We start from the raw sequence: 23,895 nt of genomic DNA on the forward strand, positions 1-23,895 counted from the left end.
CTTCAAAGACAGCCCTTCTTTTTCTCTGCTAGCATTTGTTATCAAAGTTACCGGTAACATAACAACTAACAGCCGGCCTTTAACGACAACGACGTGACTAATAACAATAGGACTGTACCTGATGAAAAAGCTCACCTGCACTCTGCTCGCTGCCTCACTGGCCGGCACTTTTACTGCTTCCGCGCTGGCGGCTGACTACACCTTTAAATTCCAGTCGTCTGACCCGGCTGGAGATAAAAACTTTCAGGTTCAGCAAGCCTGGGCGGAGCGTGTTGAAACCATGTCTGCCGGCCGTATCGACATTGACTTACTGCCTGTGGGCAGTGTGGTTAAACACACCGAAACCCTGAACGCGATTAAACTGGGGATCCTGGATGGTCACATCACAGCGACCAGCTACTTTTCCGGCAAAGATCCTGCGTTCGGCTTGATTGGTAACACGGTCGGTGCCTGGTCTGATACCACTCAGCTGTTGCAGTATGTGAATTACGGTGGCGGCTATCAGCTGATGACCGAGCTGTATGCACCTTACGGGGTGAAATTTGTCGGCGGCTCGACCACAGGTGTGGAGTCTTTTGTGTCTAAAGTACCGGTCAATGGTGTGGACGATCTGAAAGGCCTGAAACTGCGTGCCCCGGAAGGTCTGGTTCAGCAGGTGTTTGCGGCGGCGGGTGCCTCACCGGTTAACCTGCCGGGTTCAGAAGTGTTCACCGGCCTGAGCAAAGGTGTGATTGACGCCGCGGATTACACTGTCTTTTCCACTAACCAGAAAGCCGGTATGAACGATGTGGCCACACACCCGGTTCAGCCGGGCTTCCACTCACTGCCGCTGATCGACATTTCGATGAGCCAGAAAAAGTGGGACAAACTGCCTGCGGATCTGCAGGAGATCCTGACGACCTCTGTACGCGATTTTGCCTATGACATGACCACTCAGCTTAAGATCGCCGATCAGCAGGCGGTGAAAGAAGCCCAGGCGAACCCTAACATTACCATTCACAACTGGTCGGACGAAGAGCGTAAGAAATTCCGGGAAATCGCCCGCGAACAATGGAAAGTGTTTGCTCAAAAGTCGCCAAATGCAGAGAAAGTCTACCAATCTGTAACTAAGTTCCTGGAAGATAACGCACTGTTGTAATCCTCCGAACTGCTTGTCTGACACGCACCACTAATCCCCCTGTGAGAGGGCTGTAATCAGCCCTCTGTATCCGATGTAGTAAGAGTTGTGAACTGTCATGAATACCAATCCAACCCCCGCAGAGCATGATGAGGACAAGCCGAAGAATGGCTTGGATGCGGCCATCGTCCACATAGGCAATGCGCTGAGTCTGTTGTTTATTTTTACGGTGATCATTTCATTTTATGAAGTGCTGATGCGCTATGTGTTTGATTCACCGACTATCTGGGTGCATGAAACCGCGTCGTTTCTTGGTGGTTCTCTCTTTATTGTCGGCGGCCTGTATGCCATGGCGACCAACAAGCACGTGCGTGTGGTCCTGCTGTACGACATGGTGTCACCGCGCACGCGTCAGTACCTGAATGTATTCCATCATGTGATGGGGCTGCTGTTTTCTGTGCTGATGTCATGGGCCTCGTACACCATGGCCCGTGAAGCCTGGATCACCCCTTGGGGCGAAATGCGTCTGGAAACCTCAGGTTCTGCCTGGAACCCTCCTTTTCCCGCTTTGCTCAAAGGGATCATTTTTATCTGCCTGTGTGTATTGTCTGTGCAGTTTCTGTTGCACCTGATCGCTGAAATCCGTGGACTGAGGAAAAAAGATGTTTGAGTTATCGTCAATGGGGATCGGCTTCGGCAGCCTGCTGATGCTGGGGCTGATGATTGCCTTGTTGCTGACCGGGATGCAACTGGCGTTTGTCACCGGCCTGGTGGCACTGATCTTTACCCTGGGCTGGTTTGGTCCGGATGCCTTGCCGCTGGTCACCAGCCGGATGTATTCGTTTGTCGACGGCTATATTTTCCTCGCTGTACCTATGTTCGTGCTGATGGCAGCGCTGCTTGATCGCTCCGGCATCGCCCGTGATCTTTTCGACGCCATGAAATCCGTCGGCCGTCGTCTTCGCGGCGGCGTCGCGGTGCAGACCTTGCTGGTGGCCGTGGTGCTGGCGTCCATGTCGGGCGTGATCGGTGGTGAAACCGTGCTGCTGGGTATTCTGGCGTTGCCGCAAATGCTGCGCCTGGGGTATGACCGCAAGCTGGCAATCGGCACCACCTGTGCCGGCGGCGCGCTGGGCACTATGCTACCGCCGAGTATCGTGCTGATCATCTATGGTCTGACGGCCAGCGTGTCGATTGGCGATCTGTTCAAGGCGGCTTTCCTGCCTGCCTTGTTGCTGGCACTGATGTACATCGGCTATGTCCTGATCCGCTGCAAACTCAACCCTGCGCTGGCCCCTTTGCCAACCGAACAAGAGCTGGCGGAAGACGCCGCCAGGGATATCAGCTATTTCAAAGCTTTATTTTTCCCATTACTGTCGGTCGGGGTTGTGCTCGGCAGTATTTACACTGGTGTGGCGTCAGTTACGGAAGCCTCTGCGCTGGGTGTGGTCGGCATCATGATCAGCACTGTGATCCGGCGCGAAATGAGCTGGAGCATGCTCAAAGACAGTGCCATTGCGACCATGCGTACCTGCGGCATGATCATGTGGATTGGCATCGGCGCCAGTGCGCTGGTTGGTGTGTACAACCTGATGGGCGGCATTGATTTCGTTGAAGAAACCATTCTGGCCTTCAGTGGCGGCAGTCCGACCATGACCTTGCTGATTATGATGGTGATCCTGCTGGTACTGGGTATGTTCCTGGACTGGGTGGGAGTCGCGCTGCTGACTATGCCTATCTTTGTGCCCATTATTACCGGTCTGGGCATGGACCCGATCTGGTTCGGCGTGGTGTTCTGCCTCAACATGCAGGTCTCTTTCCTGTCTCCGCCTTTTGGCCCGGCGGCTTTCTATCTTAAATCGGTGGCACCCAAAGATATCAGTCTAGGTGAGATCTTCAGCTCTCTGCTGCCTTTTATCGGCCTTCAGCTGATTGCACTGACTCTGGTGATTGTTTTCCCGCAGCTTGCGCTGTGGTGGCGTTAAGAAAATAACAATAACTATAAGGAACTGCCCTGCGCTGTGAGCAGGGCTGGGATAATGGCGATGAAACCAAAAAAGATAATTGTAATGGGCGTATCAGGGTGCGGCAAAAGCCTGATAGGCAGCACGCTGGCGACGGCACTGGGGCTGCGCTTTTTTGATGGCGATGATTTTCACTCGCCGGACAATGTTCGCAAGATGAGTGAAGGCGTGCCCCTCAATGATGAAGACAGGGCTGAGTGGCTGGCACGGCTCAACCAATTGTTGCGGGATGCCCCCAATGCGGTGCTGGCTTGCTCTGCGCTGAAACCTGAATACCGCCGCCAATTGCGCGCTGGGATCGACGGGCTGGAAATTGTCTACCTTCAGGGGGATTTTGACACTATCTGGAACCGCCACCAGCAGCGTGCGGATCATTATTTTAACGGTCGCGCCATGCTGGAAAGCCAGTTTGCGACTCTGGTTGAGCCAGAGCAGGATGAAGCACTGTTTATCGATATCCGCCAGTCTCAGCATGAGGTATTGCAGGATATTCTCACGCGACTGTCGCCGGCCTGAATAAGGCAAAGCGATTTTGAGTCACTCATTGCAGTAAAGGAAAAAGGAATGACATCAACCCAGTGCAATATAGCCATGATTGGTTTAGGCGTGATGGGGCGGAACCTGGCGCTGAACCTGCTGGAACACGGCTTTGCGGTGGCTGGCTTTGATCTGCAGGCCTCCCTGGTGCAGCAAGCCGGGCAGCAGGCTGAAAAGCTGGCGAAAGCGCCATTTACTGGCTGTGATTCTCTGCATCAGGTATTGGCGGCGCTACAGTCGCCGCGGGTGATTGCCTTGTCTGTCCCGGCAGGAAAACCGGTTGATGCCGTGATCTCTACGTTACTGGAAGCCGGACTGGAACCACAAGATATCGTGATTGATACCGGCAACAGCCTGTGGACGGATACCCTGGCCCGTGATAAGCAGTTTAAGGGACAGTTCCAGTTTTTCAGCACAGCTGTGTCGGGCGGTGAAGAAGGTGCCCGCCATGGCCCGGCTTTGATGGCCAGCGGCAGTGCCGCGGCCTGGCATCAGGTCGGCCCGATGTGGACAGCCATCGCCGCACAGGTCGACAGTGCGGGTCAGCCGCTGCCGCCGTTGAAGCAGGGCGAGGCCTGCGCGGCTTACCTGGGACCGGACGGTGCCGGCCATTACGTGAAAATGGTGCATAACGGCATTGAATATGCCGACATGCAGTTGATCTGCGAGGTTTATCACTTTCTCAGCCAGCACCTTACAATGTCTGCTGCCGAGATAGGTGAGATCTTTGCCAACTGGAACCAAGGGGTACTGAACAGCTATCTGATGGAAATCAGTGCCGATATTTTGCAGCAGCAGGATCCTGACTCCGACCGGCCGCTGGTGGAAATGATCCTGGATAAAGCCGGGCAGAAAGGCACAGGTTTGTGGACGGCCGTCAACAGCCTGGAAGTCGCCAGTCCGGCCCCGACTATTGCCCAGGCGGTGTTTGCCCGCGCGATGAGCGGGATGAAATCTCTGCGTGTGCAGGCGGCCAGCTCACTGCCTCTGGTCGCGGATGACGCTCAGACCCTGAATAAAGCCGAGCTGATCGCCCAGCTGCACGATGCACTCTACTGCGCCAAGCTGTGTACCTACGCACAGGGATTTGCGCTGATGAAAACCACAGCTGCCGGGCAGGGATGGCCGCTTGATTACGCCGTTATCGCCAGGATCTGGCGTGCCGGCTGTATTATTCGCGCTATTTTCCTGCAGGATATCAGTCGTGCCTTTGAGCAGCAGCCAGCGCTGGAAAACCTGCTGTTAGCCGATCACTTCCGCACTCAGCTTACCGAGCGTCAGTTAAACTGGCGTAAGGCCGTTGCGTCTGCCAGCTTGGCCGGTGTTGCCATGCCGGGGATCAGCTCAGCGCTGCAATACTTTGACACCCTGCGCAGTGAAGTGCTGCCGGCCAACCTGTTACAGGCCCAGCGCGATTACTTTGGTGCCCATAGCTATTCCCGCATTGATCAGCCAGAGGCTGACGCCTTCCATCTCAGCTGGGGTCAGTCCCCGCGCGTGCAACGCAAAGTGTAATGCAAACAGGCCGGAGGGCCTGTTTCTTTTTGCGCCAGGTTACAAATCACAACAGGCGCTTGTGGTAATCTTGGGCTTGTTTAGCCCAATCCGACACATGAAAAATACCATGACAACCAAAAATAAACGCCCGACTTTGCAGGATGTTGCGAACCTGGTCGGAGTGACTAAGATGACGGTCAGTCGTTACCTGCGCGATCCCAGTCAGGTTTCAGCGGCCTTGCAGAGCAAAATTGCCGCCGCTGTCGAGGAGCTGGGATACATTCCCAATCGCGCCCCCGATATTTTGTCCAATGCCAAAAGTTATGCCATTGGCGTGCTGGTACCCTCACTCACCAACCAGGTCTTTGCGGAAGTGATCCGGGGCATTGAAAAGGTCACCGGTCCTGCCGGTTATCAGACCATGCTGGCACACTATGGCTATAGCGCTGAAATAGAAGAAAAAAACATCGCCTCCCTGCTGTCCTACAATGTGGATGCCATTATTCTGTCGGAAAGCGTGCATACCGAGCGGGCGCGAAAAATGCTCGATACCGCCGGGGTGCCTGTGGTGGAAATCATGGATTCGGTTTCCCCGGCCATCGCTCAGGCGGTGGGGTTTGATAATCAGGCCGCCGCTGAGGCGATGACAGAGCAGATGATCGCCCGCGGTTGCCGCCATATCGTGTATTTTGCCGCCCGGATGGATGCCCGGACCCACTTGCGCTTTACCGGTTATCAGCAGGTGATGAAGAAACACGGGCTGGTGCCGCGCAGCATTCAGACCGAGGAAGCCTCCTCGTTCAGCTTAGGCGCCGGTTTACTGCGGCAGTCACTGGCAAAATATCCGGATGCCGACGGTATTTTCTGTACCAATGATGACCTGGCCATCGGGGCGATTTATGAATGCCAGCGGTTAGGTATTCAGGTGCCGGCGCAAATGGCGGTGGCCGGTTTTCACGGCCATGACATCAGTCAGGTGATGGTGCCGCGACTGGCCACTGTGGTTACACCGCGTGAGCGGATCGGCTATGTCGCTGCCGAGCAGATTCTGCAGCGGCTGCGCGGCGAGCCGGCGACAGAGAAGGTGATTACCCTGGATGTAAAAATTGAGCTGGGCGAGAGTATTTAGCGGCCCTGAGTTTGGCTTGTTCACGCAACACTGAGCAAGTCATCCGGCCAGTGGCAGAGGTAAAAAAAGGGGACCAGAGGTCCCCGAACTTATTGCCAACACAACCATATAGGATGTAAAAGACACTTCACGACACACGACAGAACCCACCCGCAGCTCACCACTGTGACCGGGCTCTGGACATGTTCTGTTAACCCTGGCGGTAGTTCAGTCCCACCCGGTCTAAATAGTTCAGCTGGCCATGGAGGCGGGCTTTGAAATCATCCCAGTCACGCTGATCCGGCGGACACCAGCAGACTTCACTGACCGCCAGCAGGCGGGGATAAAGCAGGTATTCAAACCTTGCCTGGCTGTAGACATGCTCACACCATAACGCGCACTGAATACCCATGATTTGATTCAGTTTGGGATCGTTTGGCTCCAGCTCGGCCAGCGGGCGATAGCTGTACACAGTTTCCAGCGGTAAGATCCCGGCCCAGTTTGCACCGGCTTCCTCGGCGGAATGTCCCTGCGCCAGATCCAGATAGGTGTACTGCGCGGGCTGCATGATGACCTGATAGCCTTTGCCTGCACAGTCCAGTCCTGCCTGTTCATTTATCCATGGCATCACTATGGTGTTTTTACTGACTTTGTCGCCTTTGACCACTTCCTGCCAGCCGAGCATGCGCTTGCCTTTCTGAGCCAGGTAATTTTCGACAAAGCGTAAAATATGGCCTTGCAGTTCAAACGGGTCTTCATAGCCCTCTGCGGCCATCAGCTCGCGACACGCGGGGCTGTCAGTCCAGACACCGTTTGGCACTTCGTCTGCCCCCACATGCAGGAAAGGCGCCGGGAACAACTCGCAGACTTCATCCAGCACTGTGGTCAGGAAGGTGTAAGTGCCTGCCAGCGCCGGTGACAAAATGTTGTCTGAGTAATTCTGGATGCTGCGGTACTGCGAGCGATCAGCTTCATCAACCAGCAGCTCCGGCAGCGATTTTATGGCTGCCCGGCAATGGCCGGGAATATCGATTTCCGGGATCACCTGAATACCGCGATCTGCCGCATAGGCGACGATATCCCGGATCTGCTGTTTGGTGTAAAAGCCGCCGTACCGGCGATCAACAGTCGAAAACTGCGGGACCAGCTGCTCTTGCGGCCCGCGCCAAGCCCCTATGTCAGTCAGGGCAGGGTAGGCTTCTATCTCGATGCGCCAGCCTTCATCGTCGGTCAGGTGCCAGTGGAACGTATTGAACTTATAACGGGCAAGCTGATCGAGCAGTTTTTTTATCCGGGCAACGGAATGAAAATGGCGCGCGCAATCCAGCATCATGCCGCGGTGGCCGTATTGCGGCTGATCGTTAATTTCCACCATAGGCACGCTGAGCGAGTGCTCAATCTGATGAGTCGGCTGAGCAGGCAGTAACTGCAGCAGGCTGGCAGTTGCATGGCTGAACCCGGCCGAGGAGCTGGCTTCGAGCCAGATGTGATCGGGTTCGACCAGCATATGGTATGCGCCTTCAGCCAGATCGGCGCGCGCCTGATAGTGAATATTGCCGCCGGGGCCGACCTGCAGAGGCGTGTCGAGCCAATGGGCCAACTCCTGCTGCAGCCAGTTCACACAGCCCTGTGCGGCGTCAGGAAACGCTGCCAGTGCGGTATCGCGGGTAAAACGGAACTCGCCCGGTAAGGTTTTCAGACTGGCGGGAGCCGGGATCAGGTTAATCGACTTGGGCGCAGGTAACTCGACAGTCTGTCTGTCCTGCACCGGGTGTTTCAGGTTCACCGGGGTCACAGTCACCGGCAGTGCTTCGCCTTGCTGACTGGCATACAGGCAGGCTTCGATCACGCCGTCACCATGCAGGGTGAGTGGCGGAGTCTTAATGGAAAATTCGGTATAGAAATGGCTGTTGGGTGCCAGGGCGGTAGCGTCTGAGGCTGACAAGGTGCAGTAGCTGCCAATCTGCTGCAACACGCCGCGAGAGACCGAAGCCGGTTCAATCCAGCGACTGAGGATAAAAGCCAGGGACCAGGCTTCCAGCGTCTGTTCACCCAGGTTGTGTAAGGTCAGCGCGAAGCGGGATTCCGTATCGGTTTGATTGATAACAGTTAAATCAAGGCGATAGCTCATGATAGCCCCTTATAATGGATACAGGTTATGATCGCCCTGAGCGATCAGTATTGCGCCATCCATGGCATCTCCCTGCGGAGCAGCCAGTCGGCGTTGAATAGCGGGTGTCAGCCAGGGGGCGATGCGTTCGCCAATGCCGCCCATCAGACACACTTGGTCTGCACCGCGCGTCAGCAGAGCGTTCAGCCACATCTCAATATCTGTGGCCGTCTGCTGAAGCAATGCCACCGCCAGGCTGTCGTTTTGCTCTGACAGTCGGAAAATCTGCGGGGAAAACTGGCCATAATCGCAAGGACGGGCGGTTTTTGACCATTCGACAATGGCATCGACATCCTGTCCGAAGTGAGCCAGTACATGGCGGACCAGTTCGGTTTGAGGCACGATACCGTCAACGCTCAGTAACACTTGCTGAATGAGGCGCAGGCCCATAATGGCGCCGCTGCCCTGATCGGAAATCGGAAATTCCCGCCCGCCCAGCACTGTGATCTCCTTGCCGCGGCGAAGAATACCGACAGAGCCGGTACCGGCGATGAAAATCGCGCCGTCCTGCCCGTTCCAGGCACCCAGACAGGCGCCATAGCCGTCTGTGTTGAGCGCCATCCGGCCATAGGGATGCGGCTGGGCCATGAAGTCGTACCAGGCTTTGCGATGTTCAGCGCCTGCCAGTGCCAGACCGACAGCCATGTGAGAAAAGTCGGCATCGGTCAGGCCGGCTTGTGCCGCGGCGGTTGCAATCGCATCTTGTATCGATGCCATGGCAACTTCCGCGCCGAGCAGAATATTGGCGCTGCCGGTTTTAGCTTCAGCCAGTAGCTGGCCGTTATGATCGCAAAGCCGTGCCCGGCAAGAGGTGCCGCCGCCGTCAATACCGACCAGAAAACGCAAATCATCAGCCATGATGGCGCTCCTTACATTGCATCACGATAGCTAACAGATACCAGGCGGCATGCGGGATCCATTGCTCCCCCCAGCGCCAGTTCTGCAGCATGTCATTCGCCTGGGCCGGTGGCGCAAAGGCAATATCCGCTTCATTGTCAAAACCTGAGGTAATGCCATTGCAGATACCGCCTTTGGCATTGAAAAAACCTAACTCAGGCAGATAAAGCGGATTATTACGGCCGTGTCCGTCCAGCATACTCATATCAAAGGGGTTGAGGCCCAGCATCCAGTTCAGGAGCTGAGTGCCGTAATCTTTCAGCCTGCGGCTCAGTTCACTGCTGTGCACAACCGGGGCGGCCATGAAGGCCATAGCGGCGAGAGAGCCAAGTCTGGCATTTTCTCCCTGCCACCAATATCCGCTTTCATTATTGTGCGGAATAAAGAAAGCACAGTGCTTGTCGCCATCCACTGCTTTGACATACTGGCGCGGATAGCCAAAAGGATTACTGGCCGATTGCGTGATGTTCAATTCAAATTGCAGTGCATTGTCCAGCACCTCTTCCATCGCGTTCAGGCGGTGCTGATCCGATTCAATTTGTAAATACTGCAGCAAACTGATGACCGGCAGACCCGCTTCGGCGGCATGAAAATACGGCCGGCTGCCATCAGCGTTCGCGCTCCAGTAATGTTGCTGCTGGTTATCGGACTGCTGACGTGCAGCCAGTCGATCGGCCCAGTAACGGGCTTCGCTGAGATAGCGGGTTTGATCAGTCGCTTTACTCAGCTCGACCGCCGCCAGCAGCGCGCAATATTCATCAATGATGTTTTCTTCACCATTATCCAGATATTGGCTGTTGTGGGTTTTAAGGTGCCAGTATGCCGTCTGGGCCGATTCCAGATAGGCGTCGGTATGTTTCACCTTGCCCAGATCCAGTTTGCTCACCGCAGCACTGCGTACCAGCCTGGCCGCTGCGGCCAGGGCGGCAATCGCCATGCCGCCGCCCTGACGAAAAGCGGCCTGATAGCTGTCAGCTTTTATTCCCTCCTGAGTTGAATAGCTACAAATCTCCCGTTGCCCGGTGGACTTACTCCACTTATCGAACACTGTCATATAAAAATAACCCTGCGGTGCATGCATCCGCAGTAAAAAATCCGCGCCAAAAAGTGCCTCTTCAATCAGGCGGACGCGGGAAAAATCCGCAAAAGCGGGATCACCCTGCAGCGACTCAAAGGCGGTGAGCATATTCCACACCACCATAGGCGTCTGCTGCGGATTGAGGTAATTGGCATAGGACAGGTGACTCAGGTATTTACTGACATCGCCCGAGGCGTCGTACCAGCCGCCATGGGCGTCGACGACTGTGTCCTGATGGCCAAACAGCGGGACGGCATGATCATGCTGATCGAATTTGCCGCCGCAGCGCTGGGATTTGAAATAGTGCAGTACATCACTGAAAGTGCGCTGCATCAGCAAGCCGTCTGCGATCTCAAAGTCTGAAGACTCAAGATCACCAAAGCGGATCCGGTAGCGTCCTGCTTCCTGCCAGGCACTGAAATCAATGGGTGTTGCCGTGCCTGTGTGCCATTGATCTGTGCGCTGGCTTTGAGAGAGCGGCAGTTGCATCACAGCTTGTCGGTCGTCACTGCGGATCAGGGTCGCCTGCGTCAGGGATAAAGGGACCTGATGCTGAACTATGGCAACCTTATTACCTGTGCGTTCATAACCGAGATGGTTGATTAACAACTGCATAGCTTTCCTTTGTTGTTGTGAGTTATTGTCGATTTTTCAGCGATGTTCGCTGCGATTAGTTACCTGAGCTGCCATCAGCTATTGAACAGATAGCAGCGGACAAAATGGTTTTCCGCCAGCTGCGTGACTTCCGGCAGGCGTTGACGGCACTGCTCGGTCGCGTGGACACAACGCCCTGCAAACGGACAGCCGACACTGTCTGGTGTCCACAGCGGAATATCCCCTTTGTTACCGGCTAACGGCTCATGGATCGACTTGCTCGGATCCGGCACGGCAGAGACCAGTAACTGGGTATAAGGGTGCTGCGGATGATGGATAATCTCTTCGGTATCACCCCATTCCACCATGTGACCGACGTACATTACGGCCAGATCTTCGGCGATATAACGCGCAGTGGCGATATCGTGAGTGATATAAAGCAGCGCCATCTCGCGCTCAAACTTCATTTCTTCCATCAGGTTAAGGACACCGGCACGAATAGAGACATCCAGCATGGAGGTCGGTTCATCGGCCAGGACCACTTCGGCACCAACCGCGATATTGCGGGCCAGGTTGACGCGCTGACGCTGCCCGCCGGATAACTGGTGCGGGTACTTTTCTGCTGTGGCTTTGGGCGGGATCAGGCCGACTTGCTCCAGCAGCTCATAGACTCTCTCTTCCAGCTCTTTTTTATTGCCCCGGCTGACTTTGTTGTGGATCAGCAGGGGACGGGCCAGGTGGTGAAAAATAGTATGGGTTGGGTTGAGCGATCCGAACGGATCCTGCCAGACCATCTGTACCCCCTGACGGTACTGCATCAGCTCGCTTTTTTTGGTGATGTCCTGAATATCACGACCGAAATATTCGATAGCCCCTGAAGTGGGCTCGTACATTTTGGCGATCATTTTCGCTGTGGTGGATTTACCGGAACCGGATTCTCCCACCACCGCCAGGCCACGACTTTTGTACATTTTAAACGACACCTGATTCAGTGCCCGCATCTTGGATTTTTTCAGCGAGTTACTGTTGACCGAAAAGTCTTTGACCAGGTTCTTCCCTTCGATAATGGGTGTTCCGACTGGATTGCTCATTTTGCCTCCGATCCTTCTTGTTATAACTTGTTGTACAGGTGGCAGTTGCTAAAACGGCCGGGTTCCAGTTGGCGAAGCTGTGTGCTTTGCGAGAAGCAGGCGTCGTGCGCTTGGCTACAGCGCGCCTGGAAACGGCAGCCCTGAGGCACTTCCAGCAGGTTGAGCGGATTGCCCGGAATGCCGGTCAGACGGGTTTTTGGCCCGGTCAGTGGCGGAAACGAGCTGCCCAAACCCTGGGTGTAAGGGTGGAACGGGGATTCCAGAATCTGCTTTGACGGCGCGACTTCGACCAGCTCACCGGAATACATGATGCCGATACGATCGGAGAACTCGACCATCAGAGACAGATCATGGGTGATGAACAAAATCGCGAAACCGAATTCTTCTTTCAGGGCATAGATCTTTTGCAGGATCTCGCGCTGTACCACCACATCCAACGCTGTTGTCGGTTCGTCCATGATGATCAGTTTGGGGTTCAGAGCCAGGGCAATGGCGATCACCAGGCGCTGGCGCATACCGCCGGAAAACTGGTGCGGGTAATCGCTCAGTCGGTTCGGGTGAATATCAACGATCTCCAGCAATCCCTGAGCGCGATGCACGGCCTGCTCTCGGGTCATGTTGGTGTGACGCATGATCACATCACAGAACTGCTCTTCCATGGTCAGTACCGGGTTGAGGGCGTTCATCGCACTCTGGAAGACCATGGAAATCTCACTCCAGCGAAAGCTGTTCAGTTTCTGGTCGCTGAAAGTCAGTATGTCGCCGTGACCGTCGAACAGCACTTCACCGGCAGTAATAAACGCAGGCGGCTTGTGCAGACGCATCAGGGAAAAGGCAACGGTGGATTTACCACAGCCAGATTCACCAGCCAGCCCGAAGACTTCACCTTTACCAATGTCAAAGCTGACATCGTTGACGGCGCGGACATCACCGGCGTCGGTAATATAGTCGACGCACAGGTTGCGAATGGAAATTTGTGGAGTCGTCATTACTTCTCTCCTCCTTGCAGTGCAGGCTTAACGGTCGTCGCGGTGGCACGCTGTGCCTGTTGGTTTTTCTTTGCCATGTTCTGCCAGCGGCGCAAGCCTTTGTGCGAACGCAACTGCGGGTTGGCAATCTCATCCACGGCGAAGTTCAGCATCGCCAGTCCGATCGCAATCAGTGTCAGGGCCACGCAGGGTGCCAGCAGCTCCCACCAGGCGCCAACCAGCATGGAAGAAGAGGTCTGTACGTTGTACAGCATTACGCCCCAGCTGATAGAGTTCGGATCGCCCAGGCCGAGGAATGACAGGGTGGCTTCTGTCATGATGGCGAGCATTACTGAGCCGATGAAGCTGGCGCCGATAATCGAAATCAGGTTAGGCAGAATTTCGACAAAGATGATGCGCCAGGAAGATTCGCCCAGGACTTCAGCCGCTTTGACGAACTCTTTTTCGCGCAGTGACAGGGTTTGCGCCCGGACCACACGTGCGCCCCATGCCCAGGAGGTCAGGGCGATAACCACGGCAATCGTCAGCGGTCCGGCCTGGCCGATAAAGGCAGCGATGACGAACAGAATGGGGAGCTGAGGCATCACCAGCATGATATTCATCGCAGCAGTCAGGATGTCGTCGATCCGTCCGCCAAAGTAACCGGCAGACACACCGATCACCGTTGCCAGGAAACAGACCATCAAACCGGCACCGAAACCGACCGCCAGAGACGTACGGGCGCCGTAAACCAGCTGTGACCAGATATCACGGCCCATACGAGAGGTGCCCAGTACATGGTCTGCTTTTTTTGATAACCGCAGGGTCCGGTTGTTATCAGCCAGATTCTGTGCCACCCAGCTGTCCGGGTTGCTCTGTGCCGCCTTGACGATAAAGGCCGGATACTCGTGCGGATTGCCGGTGCGGCGGTCAGGTTCATGCTTGGTGATCAAAGGTGCGAACACAGCGGCCAGAATAAATAAGCTGATAATGATTAAGCCAGCCAGTGCTTTATTGTTGTTGGACAATAGTTTGATTAAAGCTTTCATGATTATTTGCCTCCCTTACGCAGGCGAGGATCCAGTGCCACAATCAGCAGATCGGCCAGGAAGTTAAAGAACAGCATAAACAGCGTCATGATCAGCAGCTGGCCTTGCAGAACCTGATAGTCACGGGCGTGAATGGCATTGAGCATCACTGTGCCCAGGCCCGGATAGTTAAAGATGATTTCGACAATCAGCTGTCCGCCAATCGCCATCCCCAGCGCCATAGACAGTGCCGTTACGCTCGGCAGCATGGCATTACGGGCGGCATAGTTGAAAACCACGCGGTTTTCATTCAGCCCTTTGCCTTTGGCCATGGTGATATAGTCTTCGTTGAGCAGGTTGATCATGTTATTACGCATGCTGATCAAAAAGCCGCCGATTTGAATAGCTGTGGCACACAGCAGCGGCAGTACCGCGTGGTACAGGACGTCTTTATAGAAAGCCAGGCTGGTCCAGTCTGGCAAAGTGCCCGGTGTATAGGCATAGCTGGTCGGGAACCATTTCAGGCCCATGCCGAAAGTAAAGAGCACCAGCATGGCGATAACCACAGGCGGTACGGCCTGGATCACCAGCATACCGGGAGACACAAAGGCGTCATATTTACTGCCGCGTTTCCAGGCGGCGAAAATCCCCAGTACAGAGCCGATGCAGAAGGCCATGATGACTGCAGAACCGGCCAGGAACATTGACCAGCCGACCGCCCCGCCCAATATTTCGGTCACGGTTTGCGGATAAAATTTGATTGAAATACCCAGATCCCAGTTGAGGATACTTTTGATATAGGTGAAATATTGTTGGTACCAGACCTGGGCTTCATCAAAGCCAAGCAGTTTTTTCATTGCTTCGATACGCTCGGCTGTCACCTGAACGGAAGCATTGGCAAACATCATTGTCACCGGATCGCCGGGCATCGCCCGGGGAATTGCGAAGTTCAACGTGGCTGCAAACAGCAAGGCAACCAGGTAGAACGATAAACGACGTAGAAAAAATCCCATAACTCACACCTTTCCCAACCAGTGACTTACGACTCTGGGCTGAACTCTGGACGAAAAACCCCCTGACGCCTGGCGCCATACTTTACACAGTGTGGGGGAAGAGGCGGTGCGCAGAACACGCACCGCAAATTAAACAATAATTATGATTTTGGTTTCAGGTCAATGACTTGAAGTAAGCGCTCTGGAACGCCAGCCCAAACCATTGGACGACCGTTCGGGTGTTTCTCATTCCACCAGCCAGTGAAGCGGCTTGTGTTGTACTGGAACATATCAGCACTGGACATCACAGGAATGGTGATCTGATTTTCAGCAATGATTGCCTGAATCTGATAGGCCATTTTCTTCTGCTCGTCTTTGCTTGCTGTTTTGTAGAAACCATCCAGCAATTTGTCTAGCTCGGCATTCTTGAAGAAGTGCATGGCAAAACGTGGGTTTCCTTCGCCCTGCAGGCGGGAGTTGTAACCACTGTTCCAGTACAGATGCGGATCCGCACCGTGGAAGTAGTTGGTGTACGCCACGTCATACGTTCCTTTGATCATGCCTTCGTTATACACAGCGAAGTCAGGGGTGCGTGCGTTGGCCTTGATACCGGCTTCCTGCAGTTGCTCAACGGCCAGCTGTACTGTGTTGTTGAAGTCGGTCCAACCGTTCGGAGACTGAACGTCCAGCTCAATCTTTTTACCGCTTGGCGTTTCAACGAAACCGTCGCCGTCGATGTCTTTAAAGCCGGCTTTTTTCAGCAGGGCTTTTGAGTTCTCAAGGTTGTAGGTGTTGAAATCTTTGTACTTGTTGTAAACCGCATTGTCAGACCAGGCTTTGAAACCCTCACCCAAACCAGACGCATAGTGGTTTGGTGTACCGCTGCCATAGAAGGCAATGTCGATAATGGTCTGACGGTCAATCGCCATAGAGAAAGCACGACGGAAGTCTACATTGTTGATAGCTTCGTTGTTACCTTCTTTTGGCGACTTGAAGTTCAGCATGAAGGCTTGGGTGCCAGACGCCGGATACCAGTATTTGTGGTTCGGGTTAGAGGCCGCGTACGTGCTGTCGATGTCCGGGATGAACGACGATGTCCAGTCCAGCTCAGAAGCAATAACTTTGCTCAGCAACTGGTCATTGTTGGCAATCTGAGGCATACGAAGACAGTCAACATCCAGATTATCATTGTCCCAGTAGTGCGGGTTACGGCACTGAATGTACAACTGAGGTGTGAAAGTGTCGATTTCAGTAAACGGACCTGTACCAACCGGATTTTCGTTGGCAAAGGTTTCAGGCTCTTTCACTTTGCTCCAGATGTGCTCAGGTACGATAGAAACGAAAGACATTTCATAAGGTACGTTGGAGTTGGCTTCAGTCAGACCGAAAGTGATCTTATTGCCGTCAACTTTGACATCTTTCACCCACTTGATGATACCGCGCTGGTCAAGTGCAGGATGATTTTTCAGCAGCTCATAGGTGAAGGCCACGTCTTTGGCTGTGAAGGGTTTACCGTCTGACCACTGAACGCCGTCACGAATCACAAAAGTGACTTGCAGCAGGTCGTCAGACATATAGAAATCTTTCGCCAGACGCATGACAGGCTCGTTACCGTGCATCTGGTTGAAAATGACCAGTTGCTCATAAACGAAGTCTGTGGTGGTACGCAGGTTGGTTTGCAAATATGGGTTGAAGTTACGTACCAGAGTCGGATAAAAATCGGGCACTATGGTCAGCTCACTGCGCTCAGCACTCATCGCAGGAGAAGTCATGGCAGCGGCAGCCGCGGCCAGGATGGCAAGTGTTACCTTTGTTTTCTTTATGTTGGCAAGCATAGCTGTTCCTTACTCTTTGCTTTGTAGGGTTTACATTTCACTTAGGTTCCCCTCCATCTATGGTGGGGCTGGTAATCCACTCTGGACCGGTTGAGTAAAGCGACCTGGTTCAGATGGCCTGTGGACACTCAGTGCCCTAAGGAAACGACTTCGGGCGGGAATCGTCAATTGCATTGCACGTTAAAAACGTCAAAAACATTAAGCTTGCTGTCAAAAACGTAAAAATCGCCCGCTATTCTACGGGAAAATGCCAGCCATTCTAGCCTTAGAACGAATTGATAACTATCCGCATTTTGGCGCTTACTATCTAAATATTTCATTATTATTAATGATTTAGTTTTTATTTTAACAATGAGGATTACAGGCTTTGAACGTAAAAGCGCTTATTTTCAAACGGAAAATTTTTGTAAAGATTTTGTTGTGATTGGCGTCTCATATCATGAAATTTATCATTAGCTGCCCCTGGTTTGCTGTGGTTGAGGCGATTTTTTCATCACTACCTGGTGGCAGTTTGTACTTTATGTTGAGTGAAAACTAAGCTTATTTTTCGTCACGTGAATTCACTGACGGGCGATTTAGAGGCGAGGACTGTAGCATGAGCCGCGACCTGAAAAACGCACAGGATGCGCGCGTGGCTGAACGGCTGATGGCGGATGGGAGGCTGATGGTATGGCGAACTGATAGCGCACGGGAGGCTGATGGCACGCGGGGAACTGATGGCGGATGAGAGACTGATGACGTGGCGTACGGAGGGCGACGGAATTGCTGTCCGGGCCGCAGAGTGACACAAACCAGTCTCTAATCAAATAGGGTTATTTAAGGCCATAGATGGCTGTCATTCATCCAGCAGCGGCGATCTTACACGGGGGAGCTGCCCCATTGTCCGGGATGAAACGGCTGAATTTACTGGCTGATCATACGCTGAAGACGATTGCGCATCTCAAGGATTGCTTCCCTGTCCCGGCTCTCTTTGGCACAGCGTTCCAGCACAAAATCCAGTGTGTTGAGAACGGTGCGCCAGCGCGGTGTTTTCGGCAGTGTTTCCAGCTGTAAATATTTGTCCAGGGTACGTGTTTGCAGTGTGCTCCTGTCGAGGTACACGCGCCACAAGCCACTTTCTTCTGCCAGATCAAACTTGGTTTTTCCGGTAGAGGCTTCCCAGAACTGCAGGCAGTCTTTCATTACATCTACCAGCATTTGTCTCAACTGATCGGCTTTATCCGGCTGAGAGTGATCCAGCCGGTCTGCCAACTGGCTGAACTCACCACCCATGTCGCGTAAACGCTGCAGGCTGTGCTTGTCGCCATCTGTCGCGAAACCGGAGAGCACATCGACGGCATTTTCCAGTAACGCAATGCGTTGTACTGAGCTGGGACCCTGACTGTCAAAGATAAACATCTGGCTGAGCCCGGACTCGGCGGGCAACTGGATAAGATCGGTCGCCAGAGTCTGCTTGCCATCCTGAATCCGATAGCTCAGTTCACCGCTGTAATGGCGGTTCTGTTCAATATCTTCAGGCAGTTGGGTCAGCAGCAGATCCTGAATCGACAAGCGTTCCAGCTGCTCCGGTGCGCGCTGAAAGAGCTGACCGGCCGCATTGTTAGCATAGCGGATGCGGCCATCTTCGCGGGTGCACAGGATGGCCTCGCTGGTGGATTCCAGCAGACCCAGCAGGCGTGTCTGGGTATCAAGCAGGGCCAGCTGCACCTGTTCGCGGTGGCGGATTTCCTGCTGCAGCCATTGATTTTCAGTGCGCTGCCTTTCTGTCTGGGCGGCTTGCAGGTGGGCCCGGATCCGGGCGGTCAGCTCGTCTTTATTAAAGGGTTTGGTCAGGTAGTCGTTGGCACCGAATTCAAAGCCTTTTACCCTGTCCCGCACTTGCCCTAATGCAGACAGCATGATGATCGGCAGTTCTGTCAAACTATAGCGGGTACGTAATTGCTGACACACTTCATAGCCGCTCATGCCCGGCATCATGACATCAAGCAGGACCAGTGACGGTTGATGCGCTTCCATCAGACTGAGGGCTTGCTGACCGTTTTCAGCTGTGATCACCCGATAGCCGGCAATGCGTAAAAAGCTGGTGACGACCTGTAAGTTCACCGGTTCATCGTCGACGACCAGCAGGAGATCGCCATCAGGATTATCAGGCAAGTCATCAATATTGACCGTGTTGGCATCCTGGCGAGGAGCCTGAAAATGGTCATGCTGCGGCGTGCTGAGCTGGCTGCGGGCAATGTCTTCTTTGGTGGCCAGTGGCAGGATGAAGCTGAAGGTCGTCCCTATCATTGGCTGGCTGCTGACATACAGGCTGCCGCCCATCAGCTCAATCAGCTGACGGCTGATGGACAGTCCCAGCCCGGCCCCCTGGTGGTAGTTCGCCGAGCCTGTGTTGGCCTGCACCAGGGGTTCAAAAATGTGTTCCAGTTGCTCAGCAGGTATGCCCTGACCGGTATCAACTACCTGAATGCGGACCTGACTTTCCAGCACAGTGGCGGAAAGAATAATTTTGCCCTCTGAGGTGTACTTAATGGCGTTGCCCACCAGGTTGTACAATATCTGTTCCAGGCGTTGTTCGTCAGCGATCACCAGAGGTAAATCCGCAGGGATCTGATTGATGATACGCACCGGCTTGCCATCCAGCAGATGTGCCGACAGTTCAAGCACTAAGCGGTTGGCCGCCGCAAGATCGACCGCGTGGGGCTGGATATCGAGATCGCCATAGCGCATTTTGTGGTAGTCGAGCAAATCGTCGACCAGTTTGGTCAGGCGCTGACCACTGCTGATGATCATGTCCAGCTGGCGTTGCTGATCAGGCTGGATCGGTCCGTTGGCCCCGGCCAGCATGGCTTCGGCGATGCCGACCATACCGTGCAGCGGGGTGCGCAGCTCATGGGAGGTGGTGGCAAGAAATTCGTCTTTGAGCTTGTCGGCGGTCTGCAATTCTTCGTTCTGTTGCTGGATAACGGCCAGATTGTGTTCCAGCTCGGTATTTTGCTCGCGGATCAGGGTGATTTTTTCGCGAATGGAGCGTTGCATTCTGGCAAAGCTGATCGCCAGACGGCCAATTTCATCACGGCGATCGGTCGAGGTGATCTTTTGATCCAGATCGCCGGCTGAGACTTGCTCGGCGGCCCAGGTTAAACGCAGCAGCGGGGCGGTGATGTAATTGGACAGCCAGTGCGCCGTGATGGTCACCAGTATGACGGCAGCCAAAATGGCCAGAAGGAAAAATTCCTCTAACTGGTGGATGCGGGAGAAAGCTTCCTGCTCCGGCAGTTCAACTACCAGGGCCCATTTGTTGCCGAGCACGTCAATGGGGGCGTACGCACTCAGCACAGGAATCTTGTTGAAATTCAGTAAGCTGCCGACGCCTGCCTGGCCTGCCAGTGCATGATCAATACCGGCACTGGCCAGCTCTGCCGGTAAGTCACCGTCGTTGGGCAAGCGCAGGTTGTGGTCCTGCCCGATGAGCAGCGTCTGGACGTACTGATTAGCCTCACTGCTGCTGGACATGACGTCGGCAATGGTGCGGTTGCTCAGTTTAAAGAAAGCGTAACTGTGCAGGTAGCCATGCTGAATGATAGGAGCGGCGAACCAGGCGGTCGCTTCTCTGTTTTCGCCATCGGCGGCGAAATCGGTAAAGGCGATAGGCATCTGCTCTGGCTCGCGATCACCCAAGTTTTTTTGGCTGTTACGAGATTGCCGCTCTCTGAACTGAGCGGTCAGGTTTTTGATGGTGCTGTAAGTCTGGCTGAGTGCCGGGTATTGCGCGCTGCCGGCCCCTAAACGGGCTGCAAACAAATCCGGGCTGCGAGAGGTGTACACCACATTACCATCAAGATCCACCAGCAGAAGGTCACTGAAATCAGAGCGTTTCAGATATTCCTCATAGGCCCAGTGATAGCGTTTGTAGATCAGGCGGTATCTTTCCTGAACGATATAATCAGGGGAGGTGTTATCCACTTCGCTGGACGGTGGCCGGGAGATCAGGGTACGACTGAAATATTCGCCGTTAGTGGAGCCTTTGCTGAGGCGGTTGATGTCCCCTAACTGGCGGAATGCGCCGACTATGCCATAAAAACGCCCGCCACTGGCGTTGGCCAGTTCGGAGCGAACAAAGCTCTGTATTTCAGATTCTTTCGCGGTAAAAAAGGCACTGATCTGCTGGCGTTTGTTATCGCGCAATGAAGCCAGGTGATTGGTACTCTGTTCAGCCAGATCCCGGGTGTGTGAATGCAGGAAAAACAAAGAAGACAGGGTGAGCGGGATCAGGCTCAGCAAAAGGAAAGCCAGCATCAGAGTATGCTGGAGACGTTTAAAACGGGTGGTATTTTGCATGTCCGGCTGACCTTTGATCTGCTGATACAAATCTGTCTGTGATGCTATCAAAAGCGCTCACTGGCATTTTTGCCAAAACGCAGCCAGCCGTTTTGACGGCGAACGGGCAGTTTACGCGGGGGCTTTTGCAGCTGAGTTACCGTTTATACTGAGTTTTTTTTTACAATCAAGGAAGTCATGGATGAAGCGTGTGCTATGACACAATTTTGACGGATTTGACGGACTTTGTCGCGAAATGCAGGGATTTCATTGCCTGCCATCACAAAAGACGGCAGGCAAACAGACTTATTTTTTTGCGTGATAAATGGAGAACTTATTGTTTTTTGCGCGAATATCATAGCCCCCCAGGCAACGTTCCAGCAAAGGCGGATATTGCAGAAAATTGTTGGCCACTATCAACAGCTCCCCGCCAGCACTCAGGTGAGCCGGAGACTGTTCGATAAACTGCTCAGTGGCAGCATAGAAGGTTTTCAAACCGGCATGGAAGGGCGGGTTGCTGATGAGAAAGTCGTATTGTTCCGGCAGTGAATGATAAACATCGGTGGCAATAAAACCCCCTTCCAGGTGGTTGACGCGGAAAGTCTCTCTGGCAGAGGCAATGGCCAGGGCGCTGATATCCGCCAGATCCAGTGTGATGTCCGGAAAACGGGTTTTCATCACCGCACCTATGACGCCGGCGCCGCAGCCAAAATCCAGCACGCGTCCGGACAGATCCGGCAGATTGTCAACCAGAAGGCGGGATCCCTGATCAAATTCGCCCAGGCTGAATACGCCCGGCAGTGAACGGATAGTCAGCGTTTGCTCACCGATAGTCAGGGTGTAATTGCGGAACCAGTCATCAAGCTTGAATTCTGGTGCCTGATCCTGACAGCGTCCCCAGTAAAAACTGCACCGGCGTGCGGTGTCGTATTTGTTGAGCGGGCCGTACGGGGCAAACATTTTTTCGGCACTGCGCACGCCACTGCGGTTTTCACCCACAATGCAGATCTCGGTTTCCGGTCCGCAATGCGCCAGCAGCATCGCCAGCAGATAGTCGGCTTCGGCTTTGGCTTTCGGCCAGTAGAGCAGGATCATGTCGACCCCTGGTGCATCATCGGCTGACAGCTCTGCGCCGAAATGGCTGCTGATCTTACTCGAACGGCTCAGGCTGAGATGCTGGCCATAGTGGGTGGTGAAAACCCGGACACTACTGGCGACTGCTGCCAGCTCTATCGGATAGAGATCGTCCAGTTCTCCGGCTACCAGCACATGGCGATCGGTAAAAAAGTCGATTTGACGGGCAACTACCTGGCTGGCAGCACTATAGGTCGACGCATTGGAAGACATGAGAGCCTCTGTGGTGATTCTGATTCCGGGCGCGAATTGTTCCACAATTCCGGCCGTATGGAAAGGCAGCCGTTGATTCGGCTGCCGACGGTTGACTAGCTATGATCCTGCTGGTCGAGAAAGTCTTTAAACTCGGTTTCATACAGTTTAAACAAGACTAGGGTGACCGCGAAAATGATCGGCCCGTATATCAGCCCAATCAGGCCGAACAGATGTAAGCCGCCCAGAATAGAGAAGAAGATCAGCAAGGTGTTCATGCCTGAATTGCCCTGCATCAGCAGTGGCCGAACGAAATTGTCGATAGAGCCAACCACTATAATGCCCCAGGCGATCAAAAACACCGCCCATTGCCATTGATCAATCAGCAGGAGATATAAGGACGCCGGTAACCAGATCAGTGCCGTACCGAACACTGGAATGAAGGAAGCAAACGCCATCATAGATCCCCAGAATAGTCCGGGGAAACCGGCTAACCACATGGCAAAGCCGCCGGCGACACCTTGTGCCAGCGCCGTCAGGAAGGATCCCATGACGGCAGACTTTGCCACTTGCTCGACTTCAGTCAGTAAGGCATCTTCCTGGCTGCGCGATAAAGGCAATACATGGCGCAGGGTGGACACAATTTTGTCGTGGTCACGTAACAGAAAAAAGAGCACAAACAGCATCAGCAGAAAGCTGAGCACAAAGTTAGTGGCATCACCCAGCAATTTGGCACTGATATTCAGCAGTTGCGTACCCAGCTTAGAGGCCGCTGACGCCAGCTTCTGAACAATGGAGTGCACGTCCAGGCTTTCAAAAGGAGACCATTTATTGATGGTATGCAGCACAGTTTGCGCGTAAGGATGCGACAGAACTTCCTTGGGGCCGCCTTCGGTCAGCCAGACGTAGCTGTCTTTGGAAAAAGCGGAGCCTTGCTGAACAATGGAGGCGAAGACGACCAGCACAGGGATCACTATGATAAAGGTCAGTATGGTGCAGGATAAAATGGCAGAGCGATTTGGCCGGCCAAAGCGCTTTTCAATTCTGGCGTGCAACGGATAAAAAAGCAGGGAAATGATAAAGGCCATGACGATTGGGCCGAGATATGGCTCAATCAACCGGTAACTGGCATAGGTGGCCACTGCCAGCGCAGCCATGAGCATCCAGTGTCTCGACTGGGCTTGAAAAGGTTTTGGCACAGGGTTGTCCTTCAGCAGATTTGCAATCTGTTTATCATTGCATCCGGTTGAGATGCTGGCAATGGCGTCAGTGAGTATTTCTGTGATATTTCAGTGACATCTGTCCGGAACAAA

17 protein-coding genes are annotated in these 23,895 nt (G+C 53.9%); 6 read left to right on the top strand and 11 right to left on the bottom strand.

All coding sequences use genetic code 11. From position 1 onward, the window contains the following. Window positions 1-121 precede the first annotated feature (121 nt). The 6 genes from L6J37_RS00685 to gntR all read left to right on the top strand — a co-directional run bounded on the left by L6J37_RS00685 (window position 122) and on the right by gntR (window position 6,304). Window positions 122-1,138: a TRAP transporter substrate-binding protein gene (locus L6J37_RS00685; RefSeq protein ID WP_192015497.1), complete on the top strand. Its 1,017-nt coding sequence runs from the start codon at window positions 122-124 to the stop codon at window positions 1,136-1,138. A gap of 97 nt (window positions 1,139-1,235) precedes the next feature. Beyond that, window positions 1,236-1,787: a TRAP transporter small permease subunit gene (locus L6J37_RS00690; protein WP_192015498.1), complete on the top strand. Its 552-nt coding sequence runs from the start codon at window positions 1,236-1,238 to the stop codon at window positions 1,785-1,787. After that, window positions 1,780-3,102 (top strand): TRAP transporter large permease, encoded by a 1,323-nt coding sequence (locus tag L6J37_RS00695; protein ID WP_192015499.1) that lies wholly within the window; start codon window positions 1,780-1,782, stop codon window positions 3,100-3,102. Before L6J37_RS00690 ends, L6J37_RS00695 begins: the two co-directional genes overlap by 8 nt. Before the next feature lie 60 nt (window positions 3,103-3,162). Continuing rightward, the gene (locus L6J37_RS00700) at window positions 3,163-3,657 is read left to right on the top strand and encodes a gluconokinase (RefSeq protein ID WP_027253165.1); all 495 of its coding nucleotides are present in this window, start codon (window positions 3,163-3,165) and stop codon (window positions 3,655-3,657) included. Between the two features lie 48 nt (window positions 3,658-3,705). Then, window positions 3,706-5,193, top strand: coding sequence for an NADP-dependent phosphogluconate dehydrogenase (gene gndA, locus L6J37_RS00705; protein WP_218383456.1), 1,488 nt, complete (start codon window positions 3,706-3,708; stop codon window positions 5,191-5,193). Window positions 5,194-5,302: 109 nt separating this feature from the next. Next, window positions 5,303-6,304 (top strand): gluconate operon transcriptional repressor GntR, encoded by a 1,002-nt coding sequence (gene gntR / locus L6J37_RS00710; protein WP_218383454.1) that lies wholly within the window; start codon window positions 5,303-5,305, stop codon window positions 6,302-6,304. 190 nt (window positions 6,305-6,494) lie between these two features. Here the strand turns inward: gntR and L6J37_RS00715 are convergent, their stop codons facing one another. The 11 genes from L6J37_RS00715 to L6J37_RS00765 all read right to left on the bottom strand — a co-directional run bounded on the left by L6J37_RS00715 (window position 6,495) and on the right by L6J37_RS00765 (window position 23,781). Next, the gene (locus L6J37_RS00715) at window positions 6,495-8,414 is read right to left on the bottom strand and encodes a beta-N-acetylhexosaminidase (protein WP_237793793.1); all 1,920 of its coding nucleotides are present in this window, start codon (window positions 8,412-8,414) and stop codon (window positions 6,495-6,497) included. A gap of 9 nt (window positions 8,415-8,423) precedes the next feature. Continuing rightward, entirely contained in the window at window positions 8,424-9,311 is an 888-nt protein-coding gene (locus L6J37_RS00720) for a BadF/BadG/BcrA/BcrD ATPase family protein (protein WP_218383450.1), read from the bottom strand. Next, complete coding sequence (locus L6J37_RS00725) at window positions 9,304-11,043, bottom strand: glycoside hydrolase family 9 protein (RefSeq protein WP_237793794.1); 1,740 nt, start codon at window positions 11,041-11,043, stop codon at window positions 9,304-9,306. Before L6J37_RS00725 ends, L6J37_RS00720 begins: the two co-directional genes overlap by 8 nt. Before the next feature lie 74 nt (window positions 11,044-11,117). Beyond that, window positions 11,118-12,113: an ABC transporter ATP-binding protein gene (locus L6J37_RS00730; RefSeq protein WP_192015505.1), complete on the bottom strand. Its 996-nt coding sequence runs from the start codon at window positions 12,111-12,113 to the stop codon at window positions 11,118-11,120. 20 nt (window positions 12,114-12,133) lie between these two features. Next, entirely contained in the window at window positions 12,134-13,102 is a 969-nt protein-coding gene (locus tag L6J37_RS00735) for an ABC transporter ATP-binding protein (RefSeq protein WP_192015506.1), read from the bottom strand. Then, on the bottom strand, window positions 13,102-14,130 hold the full coding sequence (locus L6J37_RS00740; RefSeq protein WP_237793795.1) for an ABC transporter permease: 1,029 nt from the start codon (window positions 14,128-14,130) through the stop codon (window positions 13,102-13,104). Before L6J37_RS00740 ends, L6J37_RS00735 begins: the two co-directional genes overlap by 1 nt. 2 nt (window positions 14,131-14,132) lie before the next feature. Beyond that, window positions 14,133-15,122: an ABC transporter permease gene (locus L6J37_RS00745; protein ID WP_192015508.1), complete on the bottom strand. Its 990-nt coding sequence runs from the start codon at window positions 15,120-15,122 to the stop codon at window positions 14,133-14,135. Window positions 15,123-15,262: 140 nt separating this feature from the next. Next, entirely contained in the window at window positions 15,263-16,936 is a 1,674-nt protein-coding gene (locus tag L6J37_RS00750) for an ABC transporter substrate-binding protein (protein ID WP_192015509.1), read from the bottom strand. Window positions 16,937-17,839: 903 nt separating this feature from the next. Then, window positions 17,840-21,277 (bottom strand): hybrid sensor histidine kinase/response regulator, encoded by a 3,438-nt coding sequence (locus L6J37_RS00755; protein WP_237794025.1) that lies wholly within the window; start codon window positions 21,275-21,277, stop codon window positions 17,840-17,842. Window positions 21,278-21,562: 285 nt separating this feature from the next. Next, window positions 21,563-22,603, bottom strand: a complete 1,041-nt coding sequence (gene rsmC, locus L6J37_RS00760; protein WP_237793797.1) for a 16S rRNA (guanine(1207)-N(2))-methyltransferase RsmC — start codon at window positions 22,601-22,603, stop codon at window positions 21,563-21,565. 95 nt (window positions 22,604-22,698) lie between these two features. Next, complete coding sequence (locus L6J37_RS00765) at window positions 22,699-23,781, bottom strand: AI-2E family transporter (RefSeq protein ID WP_237793798.1); 1,083 nt, start codon at window positions 23,779-23,781, stop codon at window positions 22,699-22,701. Window positions 23,782-23,895: the final 114 nt, after the last annotated feature.

It is taken from the genome of Photobacterium sp. WH77, from assembly GCF_022014395.1.
Taxonomy (GTDB): domain Bacteria; phylum Pseudomonadota; class Gammaproteobacteria; order Enterobacterales; family Vibrionaceae; genus Photobacterium; species Photobacterium arenosum.